General features: G+C 60.8%; 8 protein-coding genes. 3 read left to right on the forward strand and 5 right to left on the reverse strand.

The features are described from left to right. Positions 1 to 582: 582 nt before the first annotated feature. Positions 583 to 13734 carry a retention module-containing protein gene (locus tag QMK54_RS07495; protein WP_320402282.1) on the forward strand — a complete coding sequence of 4384 codons (13152 nt, stop codon included), beginning with the start codon at positions 583 to 585 and terminating at the stop codon, positions 13732 to 13734. 383 nt (positions 13735 to 14117) lie between these two features. Here QMK54_RS07495 and QMK54_RS07500 read toward each other — a convergent pair whose 3' ends face one another. The 5 genes from QMK54_RS07500 to QMK54_RS07520 all read right to left on the reverse strand — a co-directional run bounded on the left by QMK54_RS07500 (position 14118) and on the right by QMK54_RS07520 (position 19357). Continuing rightward, positions 14118 to 15317 carry a carboxypeptidase-like regulatory domain-containing protein gene (locus QMK54_RS07500; RefSeq protein WP_223591309.1) on the reverse strand — a complete coding sequence of 400 codons (1200 nt, stop codon included), beginning with the start codon at positions 15315 to 15317 and terminating at the stop codon, positions 14118 to 14120. A 133-nt stretch (positions 15318 to 15450) separates the two neighbouring features. Next, positions 15451 to 17391 (reverse strand): cyclic di-GMP receptor LapD, encoded by a 1941-nt coding sequence (gene lapD, locus QMK54_RS07505; protein WP_110659678.1) that lies wholly within the window; start codon positions 17389 to 17391, stop codon positions 15451 to 15453. A 22-nt stretch (positions 17392 to 17413) separates the two neighbouring features. Then, positions 17414 to 18121: a cysteine protease LapG gene (gene lapG, locus QMK54_RS07510; protein WP_223591307.1), complete on the reverse strand. Its 708-nt coding sequence runs from the start codon at positions 18119 to 18121 to the stop codon at positions 17414 to 17416. A 242-nt stretch (positions 18122 to 18363) separates the two neighbouring features. Continuing rightward, on the reverse strand, positions 18364 to 18759 hold the full coding sequence (locus QMK54_RS07515; RefSeq protein WP_110659680.1) for a YbaN family protein: 396 nt from the start codon (positions 18757 to 18759) through the stop codon (positions 18364 to 18366). A 10-nt stretch (positions 18760 to 18769) separates the two neighbouring features. After that, positions 18770 to 19357, reverse strand: coding sequence for a YecA family protein (locus QMK54_RS07520; RefSeq protein ID WP_046816855.1), 588 nt, complete (start codon positions 19355 to 19357; stop codon positions 18770 to 18772). Between the two features lie 284 nt (positions 19358 to 19641). Between QMK54_RS07520 and recQ the strand changes: the two genes are divergently transcribed. Beyond that, positions 19642 to 21768, forward strand: a complete 2127-nt coding sequence (gene recQ / locus QMK54_RS07525; RefSeq protein ID WP_320402283.1) for a DNA helicase RecQ — start codon at positions 19642 to 19644, stop codon at positions 21766 to 21768. 119 nt (positions 21769 to 21887) lie between these two features. Beyond that, positions 21888 to 22322, forward strand: coding sequence for a MarR family transcriptional regulator (locus QMK54_RS07530; protein WP_223591303.1), 435 nt, complete (start codon positions 21888 to 21890; stop codon positions 22320 to 22322). Positions 22323 to 22358 lie beyond the last annotated feature (36 nt).

Raw genomic sequence — 22358 nt, forward strand, 5'->3', positions numbered from 1 at the left:
TCTCCCTGATTCCTGATGGTGCTTATCAGTCGCCAATTATTTGACGACATTTATAGGTAAAGTTGTTTCATGTCTTTAACAAAAGAGCTAAGAACATTCTGGAGCGTAGCTAAGAAATTTTTTTCATAACGGTTATGCCGAAAAAAACTTATGCGCTCTGCGAAATCCAGCACATTGTTCAATGCGAAAGCCCTTGTTTTATGAGCTCTAGGGCGCTCGTCGGGGCTTGAGGAAAAGTTCCAATCCACTTATCGACATAGAGCGGAGAAGTGCTGGAGGGGAGGGACGCGAACGATCTGGAGGTGACGGTTTTTTGTCACTTGAGTGATTCAGTATCGTTACGCATCGCTCACAGGCAACGCTGTTGCGAACAGGGATCCAATGCCATTGATTGCAGAGGGTTTTTCCCGAAATCGTTAACCGCGCCGTGAGCGACTGGCTGGGCGAGATCGTTGCCGGGGCCACGGCTTACTTGAGTAAACCGGTACCCGGAACACGATCCGCCAGACAACCCGCTTGAGCCATGAGCAGTTCTTCGCACAAACAAGGTGCCGACAGCGGTTGGCAGCGGAGGAAGTGCACATGGCTACGCTCATCGGAATCGTCAGTAAGGTCATTGGTCAGGTGTTCGCGGTTGCGAGCGACGGCACCCGGCGTGCTTTGGTCGAGGGGGACAAGCTGTTCGCCGGCGACCAACTGAGCACCGGCGCCGAAGGCGCAGTAGCGGTGCATCTGCAAAATGGCCAGGAGCTGACCCTCGGGCGCGGCAGCAGCATGCAGATGACCCCGCAGTTGCTGGCCAATCACATTCCCCATGTGGACTCGTCGGAGGCGGTGACTCCCAGTGAGGCCCAACTGACGGATGTCGAAAAGCTGCAAAAAGCCATTGCGGCGGGCGACGACCCGACCCAGACCGCTGAAGCCACCGCGGCCGGGCCTGCCACGACGACCGGTGCACCGGGTGGCGTCCAGGGCAGTGGTCATAGTTTCGTCCTGCTTGAAGAAGTGGGTGGGCGAGTCGACCCCACCATTGGCTTCCCCACAGCCGGTTTCAACGGCATTCCCGAACTTCCCGAAGAACGCCTGAACGCTGTTCCGGACAACAACGCCGTAGCGGCCGATACCCCCTTGGTGCCGCCAGTGACGCCGGAGGTGCCGAACAATCCGGTCAGCCTCGACGGCCTGTCGGTGGCCAGTGGCGAGCTGACCGTCAATGAGGCCAACCTGGCCGACGGCTCGGCGAGGAACCCGGGCGCGCTGACCCAAAGCGGCACCTTCACGGTCAATGCCCCCGACGGGCTGACCAGCCTCAGCATCGGCGGGATCAACGTGATCAGCGGCGGCGTGGCCGCAGGTTTTCCGCAGTCGATCACCACCCCGCTGGGTAGCACCTTGACCGTCACCGGTTATAACCCGGCCACGGGTGTGGTCAGTTACAGCTACACCCTCAACGGTGCCGAAACCCATGCGAGCGGTGAGGGTGCCAACTCTGTCGGCGAACACTTCACCGTGGTGGCCAGCGACAGCAATGGCGACAGCGCCAGCGGTTCGCTGGATATCAACATTACCGACGACGTGCCCCAAGCGGTCGACGACAGCAATGGTGTTGCTTCGGAGACTCTGCTGACGCTCAACGGCAACGTGCTGACCAACGACGTACAAGGCGCCGATCGGGTGCCGGTCGGTGAAAACAGCGGGCCGATCACTCCAGGTACCTTCATCGGCACCTACGGCACCCTGGTGCTCAATGCCAACGGCACTTACACCTACACCCTGAACACCAGCGATGCCGATTTCAAGGCGTTGCACGGTGGTGGCAACGGCACCGAAACCTTCACCTATACGCTGACGGACGCCGATGGCGACAGCAGCACGGCGAACCTGGTGCTGCAGATCCACAACAACGATGACCCGGACACGATTGGCGGTTTGAATCTTGGGGGACCCGAGTTGACCGTCTTCGAGAAAAACCTCGGCGACGGCAGCGCCCCGGATGCCACTGCGCTGACCCAGAACGGCACGTTCACCTTCACTGCACTGGACGGCATAACGACCCTGACTGTGGGCGGCATTGCCGTGGTCACTGGGGGCGTGGCGGCGGGTTTCCCGCAATCGATTACCACGCCACTGGGCAACACCCTGACCATTACCAGCTTCAATCTTGCCACCGGCGTGGTGAACTACAGCTACACGCTGAACGACAACGAAGCGCACGCGACGGCCAACGGCGCGAACGCCTTGCCTGAGCAGTTTGCTGTCACCTTGGTCGACGACAACGGCACCACCGCGACTGGTTCACTGGACGTGAATATCGTCGACGACCTGCCGCAAGGCGTGAACGACAGCAATGCTTCGACGGCTTCGGAAACCCTGTTGACGCTGAACGGCAATGTACTGACCAACGACGTGCAAGGCGCCGACCGGGTGACGATTGGTGAAGGCACGGGACCTATCACCCCCGGCACCTTCACCGGCACCTACGGCACCCTGGTGCTCAATGCCAACGGCACGTACACCTACACCCTGAACACCAGTGATGCTGATTTCAAAGCCCTGCACGGCGGTGGCAACGGTACCGAAACCTTTACCTATACCATCACCGATTCGGACGGCGACACCAGCACCGCCAACCTGGTCCTGCAGATTCACAACAACGATGACCCGATCACGGTTGGCGGTTTGAACGTCAACGGTGGCGAACTCACCGTCTTCGAGAAAAACCTCAGCGACGGCAGTGCCCCGGATGCCACCACGCTGACCCAGAACGGCACGTTCACCGTCACTGCACTGGACGGCGTCACAACACTGACTGTGGGCGGAATTGCCGTGGTCACTGCCGGCGTGGCCGCCGGCTTCCCGCAATCGATCACCACGCCATTGGGCAGCACCCTGACCATCACCGGCTTCAATGCCGCGACTGGTGTGGTCAGCTACAGCTACACGCTGAACGACAACGAAGCGCATCCGACTGCTAACGGCGCCAACACCTTGCCTGAGCAGTTCGCCGTCACTGTGGTCGACGACAACGGCACCATTGCCACCGGTTCATTGGACGTGAACATCGTCGACGACCTGCCGCAAGGCGTGAACGACAGCAATGCTTCGACGGCTTCGGAAAGCCTACTGACCCTCAACGGCAATGTACTGACCAACGACGTGCAAGGCGCCGACCGGATTACGATTGGTGAAGGTACTGGACCTATCACCCCCGGTACCTTCACCGGCACCTACGGCACCCTGGTGCTCAATGCCAACGGCACGTACACCTACACGCTGAGCACCAGCGATGCCGATTTCAAAGCCCTGCACGGCGGCGGCAATGGCACCGAAACCTTTGCCTACACCATCACCGATTCGGACGGCGACACCAGCACCGCCAACCTGGTCCTGCAGATTCACAACAACGATGACCCGATCACGGTTGGCGGTTTGAACGTCAACGGTGGCGAACTCACCGTCTTCGAGAAAAACCTCAGCGACGGCAGTGCCCCGGATGCCACCACGCTGACCCAGAACGGCACGTTCACCGTCACTGCACTGGACGGCGTCACAACACTGACTGTGGGCGGAATTGCCGTGGTCACTGCCGGCGTGGCCGCCGGCTTCCCGCAATCGATCACCACGCCATTGGGCAGCACCCTGACCATCACCGGCTTCAATGCCGCGACTGGTGTGGTCAGCTACAGCTACACGCTGAACGACAACGAAGCGCATCCGACTGCTAACGGCGCCAACACCTTGCCTGAGCAGTTCGCCGTCACTGTGGTCGACGACAACGGCACCATTGCCACCGGTTCATTGGACGTGAACATCGTCGACGACCTGCCGCAAGGCGTGAACGACAGCAATGCTTCGACGGCTTCGGAAACCCTGTTGACGCTCAACGGCAATGTGTTGACCAACGACGTGCAAGGTGCCGATCGGGTAACGATTGGTGAAGGCACGGGACCTATCACCCCCGCCACCTTCACCGGCACTTACGGCACCCTGGTGCTGAACGCCAACGGCACGTACACCTACACCCTGAACACCAGTGATGCCGATTTCAAAGCCTTGCACGGCGGCGGCAATGGCACCGAAACCTTTGCCTACACCATCACCGATTCGGACGGCGACAGCAGCACCGCCAACCTGGTGCTGCAAATCCATAACAACGATGACCCGGTGACGATTGGCGGATTGAATGTTGAGGGCGGCGAGCTCACCGTCTTCGAGAAAAACCTCAGCGACGGCAGCGCACCGGATACCACGGTGCTCACGCAAAACGGCACGTTTACCGTCACCGCACTGGATGGCGTAACGAGCCTGACTGTGGGCGGCATCGCCGTGGTCACCGCAGGCGTAGCCGCCGGCTTCCCGCAATCGATCACCACGCCATTGGGCAGCACCCTGACCATCACCGGCTTCAATGCCGCGACTGGTGTGGTCAGCTACAGCTACACGCTGAACGACAACGAAGCGCATCCGACTGCTAACGGCGCCAACACCCTGCCTGAGCAGTTCGCCGTGACCGTGGTCGATGACAACGGCACCACTGCCACCGGTTCATTGGACGTGAACATCGTCGACGACCTGCCGCAAGGCGTGAACGACAGCAACGCTTCGACGGCTTCGGAAACCCTGTTGACGCTCAACGGCAATGTGTTGACCAACGACGTGCAAGGTGCCGATCGGGTAACGATTGGTGAAGGCACGGGACCTATCACCCCCGGCACCTTCACCGGCACTTACGGCACCCTGGTGCTGAACGCCAACGGCACGTACACCTACACCCTGAACACCAGTGATGCCGATTTCAAAGCCTTGCACGGCGGTGGCAACGGCACCGAAACCTTTGCCTATACCATCACCGATTCGGACGGCGACAGCAGCACCGCCAACCTGGTGCTGCAAATCCATAACAACGATGACCCGGTGACGATTGGCGGATTGAATGTTGAGGGCGGCGAGCTCACCGTCTTCGAGAAAAACCTCAGCGACGGCAGCGCACCGGATACCACGGTGCTCACGCAAAACGGCACGTTTACCGTCACCGCACTGGATGGCGTAACGACCCTGACTGTGGGCGGCATTGCCGTGGTAACTGCGGGCGTGGCGGCGGGCTTCCCGCAATCGATCACCACCCCGCTGGGCAGCACCCTGACCATCACCGGCTTCAACGCCGCCACTGGTGTCGTCAGCTACAGCTACACCCTCAACGACAACGAAGCGCATCCGGCTGCCAATGGTGCGAACACCCTGCCTGAGCAGTTCGCCGTGACCGTGGTCGATGACAACGGCACCACTGCCACCGGTTCATTGGACGTGAACATCGTCGACGACCTGCCAAAAGGCGTAAACGACAGCAATGGCACTGCCTCGGAAACCCAACTGACCCTCAACGGCAACGTACTGACCAACGACGTGCAAGGCGCCGATCGGGTAACCATCGGTGAAAGCGCCGGCCCGATCACCCCCGGCACCTTCACCGGTACCTACGGCACCTTGGTACTCAACGCCAACGGCACCTACACCTACACGCTGAGCACCAGCGATGTGGATTTCAAAGCCCTGCACGGCGGCGGCAACGGCACCGAAACCTTCACCTACACCATCACCGATTCGGACGGTGACAGCAGCACCGCGAACCTGGTCCTGCAGATCCACAACAACGATGACCCAGTGACCCTCCAAGGCCTCAACGTGTATGGCGGCGAGCTGACGGTCTACGAGAAAAACCTCAGCGACGGCACCCACCCCGACACACCGGCCCTGACCCAGAGCGGCACCTTCACCGTCACTGCGCTGGACGGTGTAACCACCCTGACCGTCGGCGGCATCGCCGTGGTCACCGCAGGCGTGGCGGCGGGGTTCCCACAATCGATCACCACACCGCTGGGCAGCACCCTGACCATCACCGGCTTCAACGCCGCCACTGGCGTGGTCAGCTACAGCTACACCCTCAACGACAACGAAAGCCACCCAACCGCCAACGGTGCCAATACCCTGCCTGAGCAGTTCACCGTGACCGCGGTCGACGACAACGGCACCACTGCCACCGGTTCACTGGACGTCAACATCGTCGACGACCTGCCAAAAGGCGTGAACGACAGCAATGGCACTGCCTCGGAAACCCAACTAACCCTCAACGGCAACGTACTGACCAACGACGTGCAAGGCGCCGACCGGGTAACCATCGGTGAAAGTACTGGACCTATCACCCCCGGCACCTTCACCGGTACCTACGGCACTCTGGTGCTCAACGCCAACGGCACCTACACCTACACGCTGAGCACCAGCGATGTGGATTTCAAAGCCCTGCACGGCGGCGGCAACGGCACCGAAACCTTCACCTACACCATCACCGATTCGGACGGTGACAGCAGCACCGCGAACCTGGTCCTGCAGATCCACAACAACGATGACCCAGTGACCCTCCAAGGCCTCAACGTGTATGGCGGCGAGCTGACGGTCTACGAGAAAAACCTCAGCGACGGCAGCGCACCGAGTACCAGCGCGCTGACCCAGAGTGGCACCTTCACCGTCACTGCGCTGGACGGTGTAACCACCCTGACCGTCGGCGGCATCGCCGTGGTCACCGCAGGTGTGGCGGCGGGCTTCCCACAATCGATCACCACACCGCTGGGCAGCACCCTGACCATCACCGGCTTCAACGCCGCCACTGGCGTGGTCAGCTACAGCTACACCCTCAACGATAACGAAAGCCACCCAACCGCCAACGGTGCCAACACCCTGCCTGAGCAGTTCACCGTGACCGCGGTCGACGACAACGGCACCACCGCGACCGGTTCACTGGACGTCAACATCGTCGACGACCTGCCAAAAGGCGTAAACGACAGCAATGGCACTGCCTCGGAAACCCAACTGACCCTCAACGGCAACGTACTGACCAACGACGTGCAAGGCGCCGATCGGGTAACCATCGGTGAAAGCGCCGGCCCGATCACCCCCGGCACCTTCACCGGTACCTACGGCACCTTGGTACTCAACGCCAACGGCACCTACACCTACACGCTGAGCACCAGCGATGTGGATTTCAAAGCCCTGCACGGCGGCGGCAACGGCACCGAAACCTTCACCTACACCATCACCGATTCGGACGGTGACAGCAGCACCGCGAACCTGGTCCTGCAGATCCACAACAACGATGACCCAGTGACCCTCCAAGGCCTCAACGTGTATGGCGGCGAGCTGACGGTCTACGAGAAAAACCTCAGCGACGGCACCCACCCCGACACACCGGCCCTGACCCAGAGCGGCACCTTCACCGTCACTGCGCTGGACGGTGTAACCACCCTGACCGTCGGCGGCATCGCCGTGGTCACCGCAGGCGTGGCGGCGGGGTTCCCACAATCGATCACCACCCCGCTGGGCAGCACCCTGACCATCACCGGCTTCAACGCCGCCACTGGCGTGGTCAGCTACAGCTACACCCTCAACGACAACGAAGCGCACCCAACCGCCAACGGTGCCAACACCCTGCCTGAGCAGTTCACCGTGACCGCGGTCGACGACAACGGCACCACTGCCACGGGCAGCCTCGACGTCAACATCGTCGACGACCTGCCAAAAGGCGTGAACGACAGCAATGGCACTGCCTCGGAAACCCAACTGACCCTCAACGGCAACGTACTGACCAACGACGTGCAAGGCGCCGACCGGGTAACCATCGGTGAAAGCGCCGGCCCGATCACCCCCGGCACCTTCACCGGTACCTACGGCACTCTGGTGCTCAACGCCAACGGCACGTACACCTACACGCTGAGCACCAGCGATGCCGACTTCAAGGCGTTGCACGGCGGCGGCAACGGCACCGAAACCTTCACCTACACCATCACCGATTCGGACGGTGACAGCAGCACCGCGAACCTGGTCTTGCAGATCCACAACAACGATGACCCCGTGACCCTCCAAGGCCTCAACGTGTATGGCGGCGAGCTGACGGTCTACGAGAAAAACCTCAGCGACGGCACCCACCCCGACACACCGGCCCTGACCCAGAGCGGCACCTTCACCGTCACTGCGCTGGACGGTGTAACCACCCTGACCGTGGGCGGCATCGCCGTGGTCACCGCAGGCGTGGCGGCGGGCTTCCCGCAATCGATCACCACCCCGCTGGGCAGCACCCTGACCATCACCGGCTTCAACGCCGCCACTGGCGTGGTCAGCTACAGCTACACCCTCAACGATAACGAAAGCCACCCAACCGCCAACGGTGCCAACACCCTGCCTGAGCAGTTCACCGTGACCGCGGTCGACGACAACGGCACCACCGCGACCGGTTCACTGGACGTGAACATCGTCGACGACCTGCCAAAAGGCGTAAACGACAGCAATGGCACTGCCTCGGAAACCCAACTGACCCTCAACGGCAACGTACTGACCAACGACGTGCAAGGCGCCGATCGGGTAACCATCGGTGAAAGCGCCGGCCCGATCACCCCCGGCACCTTCACCGGTACCTACGGCACCTTGGTACTCAACGCCAACGGCACCTACACCTACACGCTGAGCACCAGCGATGTGGATTTCAAAGCCCTGCACGGCGGCGGCAACGGCACCGAAACCTTCACCTACACCATCACCGATTCGGACGGTGACAGCAGCACCGCGAACCTGGTCCTGCAGATCCACAACAACGATGACCCAGTGACCCTCCAAGGCCTCAACGTGTATGGCGGCGAGCTGACGGTCTACGAAAAAAACCTCAGCGACGGCAGCGCACCGAGTACCAGCGCGCTGACCCAGAGTGGCACCTTCACCGTCACTGCGCTGGACGGTGTAACGAGCCTGACCGTCGGCGGCATCGCCGTGGTCACCGGAGGCGTGGCGGCGGGGTTCCCACAATCGATCACCACCCCGCTGGGCAGCACCCTGACCATCACCGGCTTCAACGCCGCGACTGGCGTGGTCAGCTACAGCTACACGCTGAACGACAACGAAAGCCACCCAACCGCCAACGGTGCCAACACCCTGCCTGAGCAGTTCACCGTGACCGCGGTCGACGACAACGGCACCACCGCGACCGGTTCACTGGACGTCAACATCATCGACGATCTGCCAACCGCCAAACCCGATACCGATTCGGTGCAGGAGGGCGGCACGGTCAGCGGCAATGTGCTGGACAACGACATCGCTGGAGCCGATGGCCCGGCGGCCACTGGCGCCGTGGTCGGCGTGCGCGCGGGTAGCGACACGTCAACCCCGGCCCTCGATGGGCTGAACACCCACATCAACGGCACCTACGGTTACCTGACCCTCGATGCCAGCGGCAACGCCGTGTATCACAGCACACCTAACGCGGTGAGCGGTCCTGGCGCTGTGGACGTATTCACCTACACCGTGCGCGATTCCGATGGTGACGAAAGCACCACCACCATCACCATCGACGTCTACAACAGCTGCCTGAAAGCCGTCAGCGACAACGATGTAACGGTCTACGAAAAAGCCCTCGACCTGGGTAAGGACGGCCAGGACCTGGTCGCCGGTACGGTCATCGGCAGCGATCCGACCAACACCGGCGAAACCGCGTCCGGCACGCTGGTGGGCTCGGTCACCCACGCCGTCGGTGCGATCACCTACGCCCTGGTCGGCACCAATGTCGGGGAGTTCGGGCAGATTCAGCTCAACGCCAACGGCACCTATACCTACACCCTGACGACCCCGCCGAGCACCATGCCGCACGCCAACGACGGCCCGAACGTGATGCACGAGACCTTCACCTATCAGGCTACCGACTCGCTGGGCAACATCGTCACCAGCACCATCGTGGTGAACATTGTCGATGACGTGCCGAAGGCGATGAACGACAGCAATCTCAGCACCGCCTCGGAGACCGTGACGAGCCTCAGCGGCAATGTGTTCAACAACGACGTGATCGGCGCCGATAAAGTTGCCATCGGCCTGAATGCCGGCCCGGTGACCCCCGGCACTTTCACTGGAACCTATGGCACCCTGGTGCTCAATGCCAACGGCACCTACACCTACACGCTGAGCACCAGCGATGCCGACTTCAAGGCGTTGCACGGCGGCGGGAACGGCACCGAAACCTTCACCTACACCATCACCGATGCGGACGGCGACATCAGCACCGCCAACCTGGTGCTCAACGTCCACAACAACGATGACCTGGTCACCCTCAACGGGCTCGACGTGTATGGCGGCGAGCTGACGGTCTACGAAAAAAATCTCGGCGACGGCACCACCCCCAACATACCGGCCCTGACCCAGAGCGGGACCTTCACGGTGACCGCCCTCGATGGCCTGCAGACCCTGACTGTCGGTGGCATTGCCGTGGTCACGGGTGGTGTGGTCGCCGGCTTCCCGCAAACCGCCGTCACGCCATTGGGCAGCACCCTGACCATCACCGGATTCAACGCCGCCACCGGGGTGATCAGCTACAGCTACACCTTGAACGATAACGAAACCCATGCAACGGCCAACGGCGCCAACAGCCTCACCGAGAACTTCAACGTCGTCGCTACCGACACCGATGGCGACACCGCGAACGGGCAGATCAACGTCAACATCGTCGATGACCTGCCGAGCGCCAAACCTGATTCGTCGTCGGTGACGGAGGGCGGTACGGTCAATATCAGTGTGCTGGGCAATGACATCAGCGGCGCCGATGGTCCGGCGACGGTGGTCGGTGTGCGCGCCGGCAGCAATACCGCGACGTCGGCCGTCGGCGGGCTGGGCAACCAGATCACTGGGGCCTACGGCTACCTGACCCTCGATGCCAACGGCAACGCGGTGTATCACAGCAACCCGAATTCGGTTGGCGCCGCCGGGGCCACTGATACATTCACCTACACCGTGCGCGACTCCGATGGTGATGAAAGCACCACCACCGTCACCATCAACGTGGCCAACAGCAACATCAAGGCCAACCCCGATAGCGACGTGACGGTCTACGAAAAAGCCCTCGACCTGAGCAAGGACGGCCAGGACCTGGCCGCCGGTACGGTCACCGGCAGCGACCCGGGCAATACCGGCGAAACCGCCTCCGGGACCCTGGTCGGATCTGTCTCGGGGGCCAGCGGCGCGCTCACGTACACCCTGGTCGGCAGTGCCACCGGCACCTACGGGCAGATGCTGCTCAACGCCGACGGCAGCTACACCTACACCCTGACCTCGGCACCGAAAACTTCGCCGAATGCCAACGACGGGCCAAACAGCCTGAGTGAAAGCTTCACCTACAAGGCCACCGATGCGTCGGGCAACAGCAGCACCAGCACCATCGTGGTCAACATTGTCGATGACGTGCCCAAGGCGGTGGCCGCCGATCGCTCGGTGGCGGCGGTGGAGGTCGATTCCAACCTGCTGATCGTGCTCGACGTCTCTGGCAGTATGGTCGATCCTTCCGGCGTGTACGACGCGTCGGGCGCGAGCCTGTCGCGGCTGGCCCTGGCCAAGCAGGCCATCAGTGCCTTGCTGGACAAATACGACGACCTCGGCGACGTGAAAGTGCAGCTTGTCACCTTCAGCAGCAGCGCCACCGACAGGACCTCGGTGTGGGTCGATGTCGCGACCGCCAAGACACTGCTGGCCGGCCTCACCGCGAACGGCGGCACCAACTACGACGCGGCCGTGGCGACCATGCAAACGGCGTTCAACACCTCGGGCAAGCTCACTGGTGCACAAAACGTCGGCTACTTCTTCTCCGACGGCAAACCCACCTCCGGACAGGAAATCGGTACCACCGACGAAACCACGCTGAAAGCCTTCCTCGATGCCAACAACATCAAGAACTACGCGATCGGCCTGGGCAGTGGCGTGAGCAACGCCAACCTCAATCCGCTGGCCTATGACGGCAGTAGCCACACCGACACCAATGCGGTGGTGGTGACCGACCTCAACCAGCTCAACTCGGTGCTGTCCGGCACTGTGATCGGCGCACCGGTGACCGGTTCGCTACTGGGCGAGGGCGGAACCTTCGGTGCCGACGGCGGCTTCATCAAGACCATCACGGTGGACGGCACCACGTACACCTACGATCCGAGCGGCAATACCAATCAGGGCTCGCTGAACTTCAGCGGCGGGCTCAACCACGGCACCTTCAACACCGTGAACAACACGTTGAGCATTGCTACCAACAACAGCGGTACCTTGCTGGTCAATCTGGATAGCGGCGAATACACCTACATTTCGCAGAAATCCACTTCGGTGGTGATCACCGAAAACATCGGTTTCACTGTCAGCGACAACGACGGCGACCTGTCCAGTTCGACCCTGACGGTCAAAGTCATACCGAACGCGCCACCCGTGGCCGCCGATGACAACGTCATCACCAACGTGCTCTCGGGCACCGTCGTGGTGCCAGGCGAGCTGTTGCTGGCCAACGACACTGATCCCAATGGCGATCAACTCTCGGCAACACCGACTTCCTTCAATACTGGCTGGGTGGCGAGGGGCGCGGACTTTGTCGGGGTCACCCAGAACTACAACTTCACCGGCAACGCGACGGCCGTGAATATTGCCCGCAGTGCTTTCGTCGCCGACACAGTAGCCATGACCGCCATGCTGATTGTCAGCGGCGCGCTGGGTTCGGTCGGCGGCAGTACCGCTGACGACTTCATTACCGTCAACCTCAAGGATGGCGAAACCCTCAACCTGAACCACGACCTGGCGGGCGGGCGCATCGCCATGGAGTACTCGATCAACGGCGGCGTGTACACGACCATCCCGGACGGCGGGACCATCCCCGCGACAGGAGGTGGGACCTACCAGATTCACATCAGCAACATCCCCAACGGCTCGGGCGGGGGCGGCAACGGTTCTGAAACCTACAAACTGACCATGCTCGTCAACTACGCCGGGGCCCATGACATTGCCCCGGACTACCACGACACCTACACCGCCAACGACAACCACGGCGGTAGCGACTCGGCCAACCTGACCATCAGCTATCAGGACGGCCACACCCTCACCGGCACCAGCGGGGATGATGTCCTGGTGGCGGGCACGGGCAATAACATCATCAATGCCGGCGGCGGCAACGATGTGCTCACTGCAGGCTCGGGCAACAACGAGCTGCACGGCGACGCCGGCAATGATTTGCTCTACAGCGGCCCGGGCAATGACCTCCTCGACGGCGGCACGGGCATCGACACGGCCAGCTACGCCCACGCCACCGCCGGGGTGACGGTCAACCTCAGCCTGCTCGGTGGGCAAAACACTCTCGGCGCGGGCACGGACACCCTGACCGGCATCGAAAACCTCACCGGGTCGAACTTCAACGACACCCTGACCGGTGACAACAATAACAACGTGATCAACGGCGGCTTGGGCAACGACATCCTCAACGGTGGAGGCGGCGATGACTTGCTGATCGGTGGCCTGGGCAACAACACCCTCAGCGGCGGGGCAGGGGCCGACACCTTCCAGTGGCTCAAGGGCAACAGTGGCCACGACGTGATCACCGACTTCACGCCCGGCACCGACAAGCTCGATCTGTCGCAACTGCTGCAAGGGGAGAGCGGCACCACGGCTTCGCTGGATGACTACCTGCACTTCACCGTTACCGGCAGCGGCCCAGCGACGGTGACCAGCATCGACGTTAGCGCCATGGCCGGCGCTGCGCCGAACCAGACCATCGACCTGGCCGGCGTGGATCTCGCCAGCCACTACGGTGTAACGCCAGGGGCGGGTGGGGTGATCGCTGGCGGGCATGATACGGCGACCATCATCAACGGCATGCTTAACGATCATTCGTTGAAGGTGGATACCGTGTGATCTGAAAGCCTGAATGAAAAAACCCGTCATCCCTGTGTAAGGGATGGCGGGTTTAGTGGGATGGTCAGCCTGACCGAGAAGCCCTGCAGGTTTACGCTTGCAGGGCTTTTTTGGGACTTTCACTGGTTTGGAGGCCCCCTCATTGTCGACTCGGACACGGTCCCTGTAGGAGCTGGCTTGCCAGCGATGGTCGTTAACGATTACGCGCGTGAACTGGATAAACGCGGCGCACTTGAGTCCATCGCCGGCAAGCCGGCTCCTACAGTTTCCCGGGAATGCGTGAAGAACCTTTTATAATTGCCAGGAATTGCTGATGAAAAGCCTGCGGAGCAATCAGGTAAACAACTTCGACTAACCGCAAGACACCAATTTACAGATCAAAGTTACCCGGTAGTAATCGTCCATGAGTCAGACTCGGCATTGTCACCGTAGTTTGCCACCGCGAAGAATGTATAAGTGGTTTTGGCATTCAGGTTATTGACCAACCTGGCCCATTTACCCGTATCGTCGGTTTGTTCCGGCCTTGGGTCGATGACTCCGTTTATCTTCAGCCAGATCTGCGCTAATGGGGCCGCATTACCCCTGGCAATTACATGGTTGTATGGCGTACTACCGTTGTCCTCGATCAGGCCGTCCGAATCGTACACGCGGGTATTGTGCGGCTTGAGGATGGATTCCACGGTAAAGTTGCGGGGCGGCTCGGAAATCTCGCCATCACCATATAGCGCCTGGGCGGTCAGGCTGTAGGCGCCGGGTGTCACATCAATCTCGATTTCCCAGAGTCCGTCGTCATCCCGGGCGGTCGCCGTTGCTCCGTCGATAAGGCTGCCGTTATTGCGCAGTTGCACATCTTCGCCGGGCTGGCCATAACCGCGGACTATAACCCTGTCGTCGTAGGTGGTGTCGCCTTCAGGGATCACCCCCTGGGAATCGGAGACCTGACAAAGGATCAGTTTTACATCCGATACGACGCGGAATTCGAACACGCTGGACGCTTTGCCATTGGTTGCCTTGATCTTGATGCTGTAGGTGCCAGCGGTAATCCCATCAAAGGTGAGATTGAACAGGCCGTCACGATCAACAGTGGCTTTCTTGCCCGTGGATGTGTCGCTGTTGAAAGCTACAACTTCCATATCGGGAGGTGCGTAGCCGGAGATCACCAACCAGTCGCCGTCGTAGATCGCGCCACTTTCAATCGGACCATCCTTGCCAGTGACTTTGTCGATGATCGGTGTCTCTGTCGCCAGAACGAACGTATACGATGTGGAGAAGTCGTAAGGTCTCTTTGTTTCAATAGCACTAAGGCTGTAACGCTTGAATCCCTGTTGAAAGTCGAGTTCTTTGTTCCAGTTTCCTGTACTACCGCTGGTCACATTACTGATAGAGGATGAGCGATCGCGAATATTGAGCTCCCTATCAGGGGCGGCGGTACCCCTTAATTCCAGGATTGGGTCAAAAGTAACGCTGTTTTTGTCAACGAGAGCACCGCTGCTGTCTAGGATTTCATCGAGGGTTACTCTAGCGATTACTTCACTCTGTGTGTCTGGCGTGAGTGCTGAGGTGTTTGGTGGTTTAGTGGTCATGTTGATGACTCCGTGCATTGAAAAGTGAGGGTGCCGGAGTGATTTAAAACCTCGTCTGATAGCTTTCCTACTGTCATAAGTAACAGATACAAGTTGGTTTCGGTCAATGGTAAAAGTTGCGTTGGCTGCCGGGCTAAGTTGGCTTCGGCGCCCCGATCAACCGCCCCATCGCCCCGAATACGCCCAACTCCCGGATGATTTCCAGTTCCCCTGGTGTCTCGACCATTTCGGCAATCAGCGGCAAATCAATGCTGTGGGTCGCGCGAAAGATCGCGTCGATGAACAGTCGCTTGTCAGGTTGTTCGTCGATGTTGCGGATATAGGCCCCATCGATTTTCAGGTACGCCAGGCCCAATTGGGTGAGGTTGCCGATCTGGCTGAAGCGTCCGCCAAAGTGTTGCAGGCCGATGCGATAACCGGTTTTGAGCAATGTGCTGCTCAGGTTCTGCAGCACTTCGGGGGATGGCAACTGGTGTTCGTCGATTTCCAGGGTCAACAGCGGTGCAAGTTCGGGAAGGGACTCAAGCAGGTCGAGGACCGTTTGCCATTGCACCGGGTCGCGCAGGGTGCTGCCGGACAGGCTCAGTGCCAAGGGCCGGCGGTTCACTACCAGGTCGTCCAGCGTGGCTTCGAGCATGGCCAGGTCGAACCGTGCCGACCAGCCGAGACGCTCGATCCACGGCAGGAAATGCCCGGCGGCAATCGCTTCGCCCTGTGGGTCGAGCAGGCGTGCGAGCACTTTGTGATGCAGCACCTGGCGAGTATCGGCGCATTGCACGACGGGCTGGAAGTACAACTGCATTTTACCTTCGGTCAAGGCATCGTCGATCCAGGTGCGCCAGTCGTGCTGGGAATGATTGGGCGCCGTGTCACGATGGCCCAAATACACCCAGGGTCGCTCGAGATGTGGCCGTGATTCGGTCAGTGCCTGATCAAGGCGCAGAAGTACATGGCTGACCGGCTCACCGGGGCGGTAGGCGACAACGCCCAGGTGGGCGACCGGCATGCAATCGCTGGTGCCGGTCAGGCGCAGGTTCTCCAGGCTGATGCTGACATCGGCGGCCAGGCGCGCGGCGCTTTCGGCGTCCAGACCCGGTGTCAGCAGGCTGAATTCGCCGCCACGATTGCGCGCCGCCAACCAGGTGCGACGCTCCGGCAATTGAGTCAGGCGCTTAAGCAATTCGCCCACGGCACTGATCAGTGCGTCAGTGCGTTGGCCGCCCAGTCGCTGGTTGAGCCCATTCAGGTCGTTGATCCGCAACATCAGCAAATGGCCTTCGCGGCTCTGTTCGCACACTTTCAAGTGGTCGGCCAGTTGCTCGTCGAGCAGGCGCCGGTTGGCCAAGCCGGTAAGGCTGTCCAGATAGGATTCGGCCCGCAGCTTTTCGCTGCGCTCAGCCTCTTCGACGAACAGCGCCTTGAGCTTTTCGACCATCTGGTTCATCGCCAGCACCACTCGTTTCAGCTCCGGTGTTCGTGGCAGGCTGGGCAGGCTGAGAAACTCGCGTTTACTGATGGCCTCGGCCTGTCGGACCATGCTGTCGAGTGGGCGGAATTGTCGGCGCAGCATCCATCCTCCAATGACTGCACTGAACAGACCGCACAACAGCAACCAGATCAGGCTGCCGAGGGTGCTGTCCCAGAGCTTGGCCAGGGCGAACTGCGGATTGCTCAGCACTTCGACTCGTGCCAGTTGTTCCCAGCCGCGCATGATCAAGGCGTCGCCACCTTCCGGGCGCAGGTTGACCAGGTTGACGAACCAGTTCGGTACACCGTCGATTCTTGTCGGTGCACTGCGCTCCACCAGGGTTTGCTGATCCTTGAGCCTGATGACGCGGATACTGCTGAAATAGCCGCTGTCGAAAATCGAACTGACCATCAGCTCCATCATTGCCGCATCATCGACCTGTGCCGTCAGAGACAGCCCCAGCGCGGTGGCCGCGTCCTGGGCGTGGGCGCGCAACTGACTGAGCGTTTGCTCGCGGGAGCTCTCCAGGCTGGCAAAAAAACTGCCGCTGAACGCCACCAGCAGGAACAGGCAGATGGCCAGGAACAACTGTTTACGCAGTGTCATACATCGCTCCTTGCCGTGGCGGTTAGCCGTCGCCGATGTCGAACCCTTCGGCCTGCATCTTTTTCAACACGTCCTGCCAGCGCGAGAGCTTTTTCGAGTCGCTGCTGCGCTGGCCGCCGTTCTTGCCTGGCAGGTACAAGCCTTCGGCGTTGAAGGCGTATACCGGCAGCAAGTCTTTGCGTTGGGACGCGGGGCGGATTTCGCCAATCAGGTTGTCCAGTACCAGTGGGTCAGCCGTGGGGGTGCTGTAGAACGTCAGCACCATGTGTGCCTGGTTCTGGCTCAGGGCCTTGACGTAGGTGATGCGCAGTTTTTCGCTGGGAATGCCGAGCCGGCGCAGGCTGAAATACTTCGCCAATGCGTAGTCCTCGCAATCGGCGGCGCCCTTGATCAGGGCTTCGACCGGCGTGGCCCAGTAATCGGTCTGTTGCCAGATGCGCGTGTCGTCCTGGAAATTCAACTGCTGATTGAAGAAGCGGTTCACCGTGTTGAGCTGCTCACGCTCGGGCGCGCCACGTGCAGCTTGGAGCATTTGACTCCACGCCTCGATCCGGCCTCGTGCCGGTCCCAGCGGGCCGTAGCGTTGTTCAACGGTTTGCAGGATCTGCGAAAAGTCCCAGTCGGCCCGGACCCCGTTGAATACGGCCAGTAGCAAACCAGCCAGCAGCAACCATCCGCCGAGCCGAAGTCGGAGCGCTGGCCATCCTGGACTACGCAGACTGCGGGCCATGTCTGGCTGCTCGAGTGTAGGTTCGTGGAGTTTAGGTGGAGTTTTTACCGGGGGAGGGCAGGTCGTCGGCCGAAGGGCGTTCAATGAGCTTTTTGTGGCGAGGGGGCTTGCCCCCGTTGGGTTGCGAAGCAACCCCAAGTCCGGCATTGCGCGTGTTCCTGATTGATCGCGCTAACTCGATTGACGACTGCTACGCAGCCGAACGGGGGCAAGCCCCCTCGCCACAATGGTCCCGGGAGATTTCAGTTTTTGCGCAGGGTTTTCTGCTTGAGGATGTACAGGGTCACCAGCACCGCACTGGTCAGCATGAATCCCCGAGCCCAGGGCAGCGGCACCAGATAGCAGGAGAACAGGATGCTCGCCCACATCAGGCCGATGGCGTAGACCTTGCCCTTGAGCGGGATACCGTTGCCATCCAGGTAGTCACGAATCCACGGGCCAAGCCGAGGATGTTCCACCAGCCATTGATAAAAGCGCGGCGAACTGCGGGCGAAGCAGGCGGCCGCCAGCAGCAGGAAAGGGGTGGTGGGCAATACCGGCAGGAAAATCCCGATCACCCCCAGCGCTACGCTCAGCCAGCCGATGGCCAGCAGCACGTAGCGCAACATCAGGGGGCGGTTGCCTATGGGGTTGTCCATAGGCCCGTTCTTAGTGGTGACGTGGCTTGAGAATCGCCGGTTTTTCGTCTGGCGCGTTGCACAGCAGGTACAGCGCGGTCAGGGCTTCCGGGATCTGCACGATCATGTCGTCCATCAGGTTGGCATCGGCGGCAATGTCGGAGAACTCCGGTTGCTCGTCGAACAGGCCCGAACCGACCATGATCGGCAGCAGCATTTCGCTGACTTCATCTTCGGCGGTTTCGAACCAGGCTTCTTCGCGCAGGAACACGCCTTCCATGAAACCGATGCACCAGCCGCGCAGTTCGGAGTCGTCCGGGTCGTCGCCCAGGTCCAGGTCGCACGGCAACTCGAATTCCTCGTCGGAAGCCAGTTGGCGGGCGATGTGGGCCTTGAGGCCGATCAGGGTGGCTTCGATCTCTTCGCGCTGGGCTTCGCCACTGTAATGCGGCTCTTCGGCGAACAGTGCGTCGATCCACTCACGGTCAGGAACGGTTTCGGAACAGATCGACAGGGCGGTGAGGTAGCCGTGGGCGGCCACGTAGTCCAGCGCCTCGTCATGCAGTTCATCAGCGTCGAGGAAGACTTGCAGGCGGGTTAGTTGCTCAGCGAAGGACATTAAAGGACTACCTTGGGGAATGTTCGATGCGGGAATTCTAGGCCTTCTTGAGCGCTTGGGCCAGCCGCACGGCATATTTGCCCCACAGGTTGGTTTGTCTGTGTCTTATCAGCGGTGCCCTTTGCCGGACGGGGCTCGGGTATACTCGCGCGTTTTGTGATGCCCTGCTGGTGTCACGGCTGAAATGTGAAGCGTCATGCAATGCGCACTTACGATTTGTCGGTGCAGCGTCGCGGGTTCTGAACCAGCCTTGCAGGGATGTTTCGGTGATTTTTGGAGTTTTTATGCTCGAACAGGCTCAACGCGTCCTCAAGGACATCTTCGGCTACGACAGTTTCCGTGGCCGCCAGGGTGCAATTATTGAGCGCGTGGCCAGCGGCGGCGATGCCCTGGTCCTGATGCCTACCGGTGGTGGCAAATCCTTGTGCTTCCAGGTTCCGGCGCTGTTGCGCGAAGGCCTGGCCGTGGTGGTCTCGCCGCTGATCGCACTGATGGACGATCAGGTTGCTACCCTCGAAGAGCTGGGCGTGGCGGCTGCCGCATTGAACTCTACCCTCAGCGCCGAGCAGCAGCGCGACCTCGCCGCCCGCATCCGCCGCGGTGAAGTGAAAATGCTCTATCTGGCACCAGAACGCCTGGTCCAGCCGCGCATGCTGTCATTTCTGCAAGAGCTGAACATCGCCCTGTTCGCCATCGACGAAGCACACTGCGTGTCGCAATGGGGGCACGATTTCCGTCCGGAATACCTGCAGCTGGGCCAGTTGGCGGAAATGTTCCCCAACGTGCCGCGCATTGCCCTGACCGCCACGGCCGACAAACGTACCCGGGAAGAAATCGTCACCCGTCTGCACCTGCAAGACGCCGAGCGCTTCCTGTCGAGTTTCGACCGGCCGAACATCTTTTATCGCATCGTGCCCAAGGAACAGCCGCGCAAGCAGTTGCTGGCGTTCCTCGCCGAGCGCCGCAGCGATGCGGGCATCGTGTATTGCCTGTCGCGCAAAAAGGTCGAGGAAGTCGCCGCGTTTCTCAGCGAGCAGGGCTTCCCGGCGCTGCCGTACCACGCCGGCCTGCCCAATGATTTGCGCGCCTTCAATCAGAAACGCTTCCTCAATGAGGAAGGCCTGATCATGGTCGCGACGGTGGCGTTCGGCATGGGCATCGACAAGCCCAACGTGCGGTTTGTCGCGCACCTCGATCTTCCGAAATCCCTTGAAGCCTATTACCAGGAAACCGGTCGTGGCGGCCGTGACGGCCTGCCGGCGGACGCCTGGATGGCCTACGGCCTGCAAGACGTGGTGATGCTCAAGCAGATGCTGCAGAACTCCGAAGGCGACGAGCGTCACAAGCGCCTGGAGCAGCACAAGCTCGACGCCATGCTCTCGCTCTGTGAAGAAACCCGCTGCCGTCGGCAAACGCTGCTGGCCTACTTCGACGAAGACATGCCCGAGCCTTGCGGGCATTGCGACAACTGCGTCGACGGCGTGCAGACCTGGGATGCCACCGAGCCGGCGCGTCAGGCACTGTCGGCGATCTACCGCACCGGCCAGCGCTACGGCGTCGGGCACCTGGTGGATGTGTTGCTCGGCAAGGACAACGAAAAGGTCCGCAACTTTGGCCATCAGCACCTGTCGGTGTTTGGTGTCGGCAAGGCGATGGCGGAGGGCGAGTGGCGCTCGTTGTTCCGCCAACTGGTGGCCCGTGGCCTGGCCGATATCGACCTCGAGGGCTACGGCGGCTTGCGTTTGAGCGACAGTTGCCGGCCGCTGCTCAAAGGGGAAGTGACCCTGGAACTGCGCCGCGATCTCAAGGCGCAAACCGTGGCGAAAAGCAGCAAGAGCCAGGCGAGCCAACTGGTCCGCGGCGAAGAACGCGAGCAGTGGGAAGCCTTGCGCGCCCTGCGGCGCAAGCTTGCCGAAGAACATGGTGTGCCGCCGTACGTCATCTTCCCCGATTCGACCTTGCTGGAAATGCTGCGCAGCCAGCCCACCTCGCTGGCGGAAATGGCCACGGTCAGCGGCGTCGGGGCGCGCAAGCTGGAGCGTTATGGCGAGGCCTTCCTCGAAGTGCTCGGCGGCCAGGTCGAGGCACCGAAAGCGGTGGCCGACGTGCGTCACGAATTGATCACCCTGGCGCGGGCCGGCATGACGCCGGTACAGATCGCCGGTCAGTTGCAATGCTCGGAAAAGAACGTCTACACCATGCTGGCCGAGGCGATCGGCAAGCAGCAGTTGTCGTTGGAACAGGCACTGGATCTGCCTGAAGAGCTGATGGGCGAAGTGCAGGATGCTTTCCTCGACGGTGAAGGCGAGTTGCCGCCGGTTTCCGAAATCGCCGCGCTGTTCGCGGGACGGGTGCCGGAGGGGGTTTTGTACTGCGTGCGCGCTGCCTTGCAGTCGGAATTCGAGATTTGAGACATCTGTATTGCTGATGTAACGTTTCACTACAGATCAAGCCTTGCCTCAAATCGAGGCTCATGCTTAGCTGACTAATAATTAGTTTTAATTTATTTCAGTCTAACCATGAGTGTTTTATGCCGTTAACCGATCAACACCGCTTTGGCATGCAGTTGGCCCAGATGTCCCGTGGCTGGCGTGCCGAACTGGACCGCCGGCTGGCGGGCTTGGGTTTGTCCCAGGCACGCTGGCTGGTGCTTCTGCACCTCGCGCGTTTCGAAGAAGCCCCAACCCAGCGTGAGCTGGCACAAAGCGTCGGCGTCGAAGGCCCGACCCTTGCCCGTTTGCTCGACAGCCTGGAAAGCCAAGGTCTGGTGCGACGCCAGGCAGTACTGGAAGACCGTCGGGCAAAGAAAATCGTGCTCTGCGCACCGGCGCTGCCCCTGATCGAACAAATTGAAACCATTGCCACACAACTGCGCCACGAACTGTTCGAGGGCGTCGATGAGGCGGACTTGAAGGTGTGCATGCGGGTTCACGGGTACATCCTGGGCAACCTTGAAAAATCCTGAGGCATAACCGAACGCCAGGTTTTTGAGATAGCGCAT

It is taken from the genome of Pseudomonas sp. P5_109 (genome assembly GCF_034009455.1).
Classification (GTDB): domain Bacteria; phylum Pseudomonadota; class Gammaproteobacteria; order Pseudomonadales; family Pseudomonadaceae; genus Aquipseudomonas.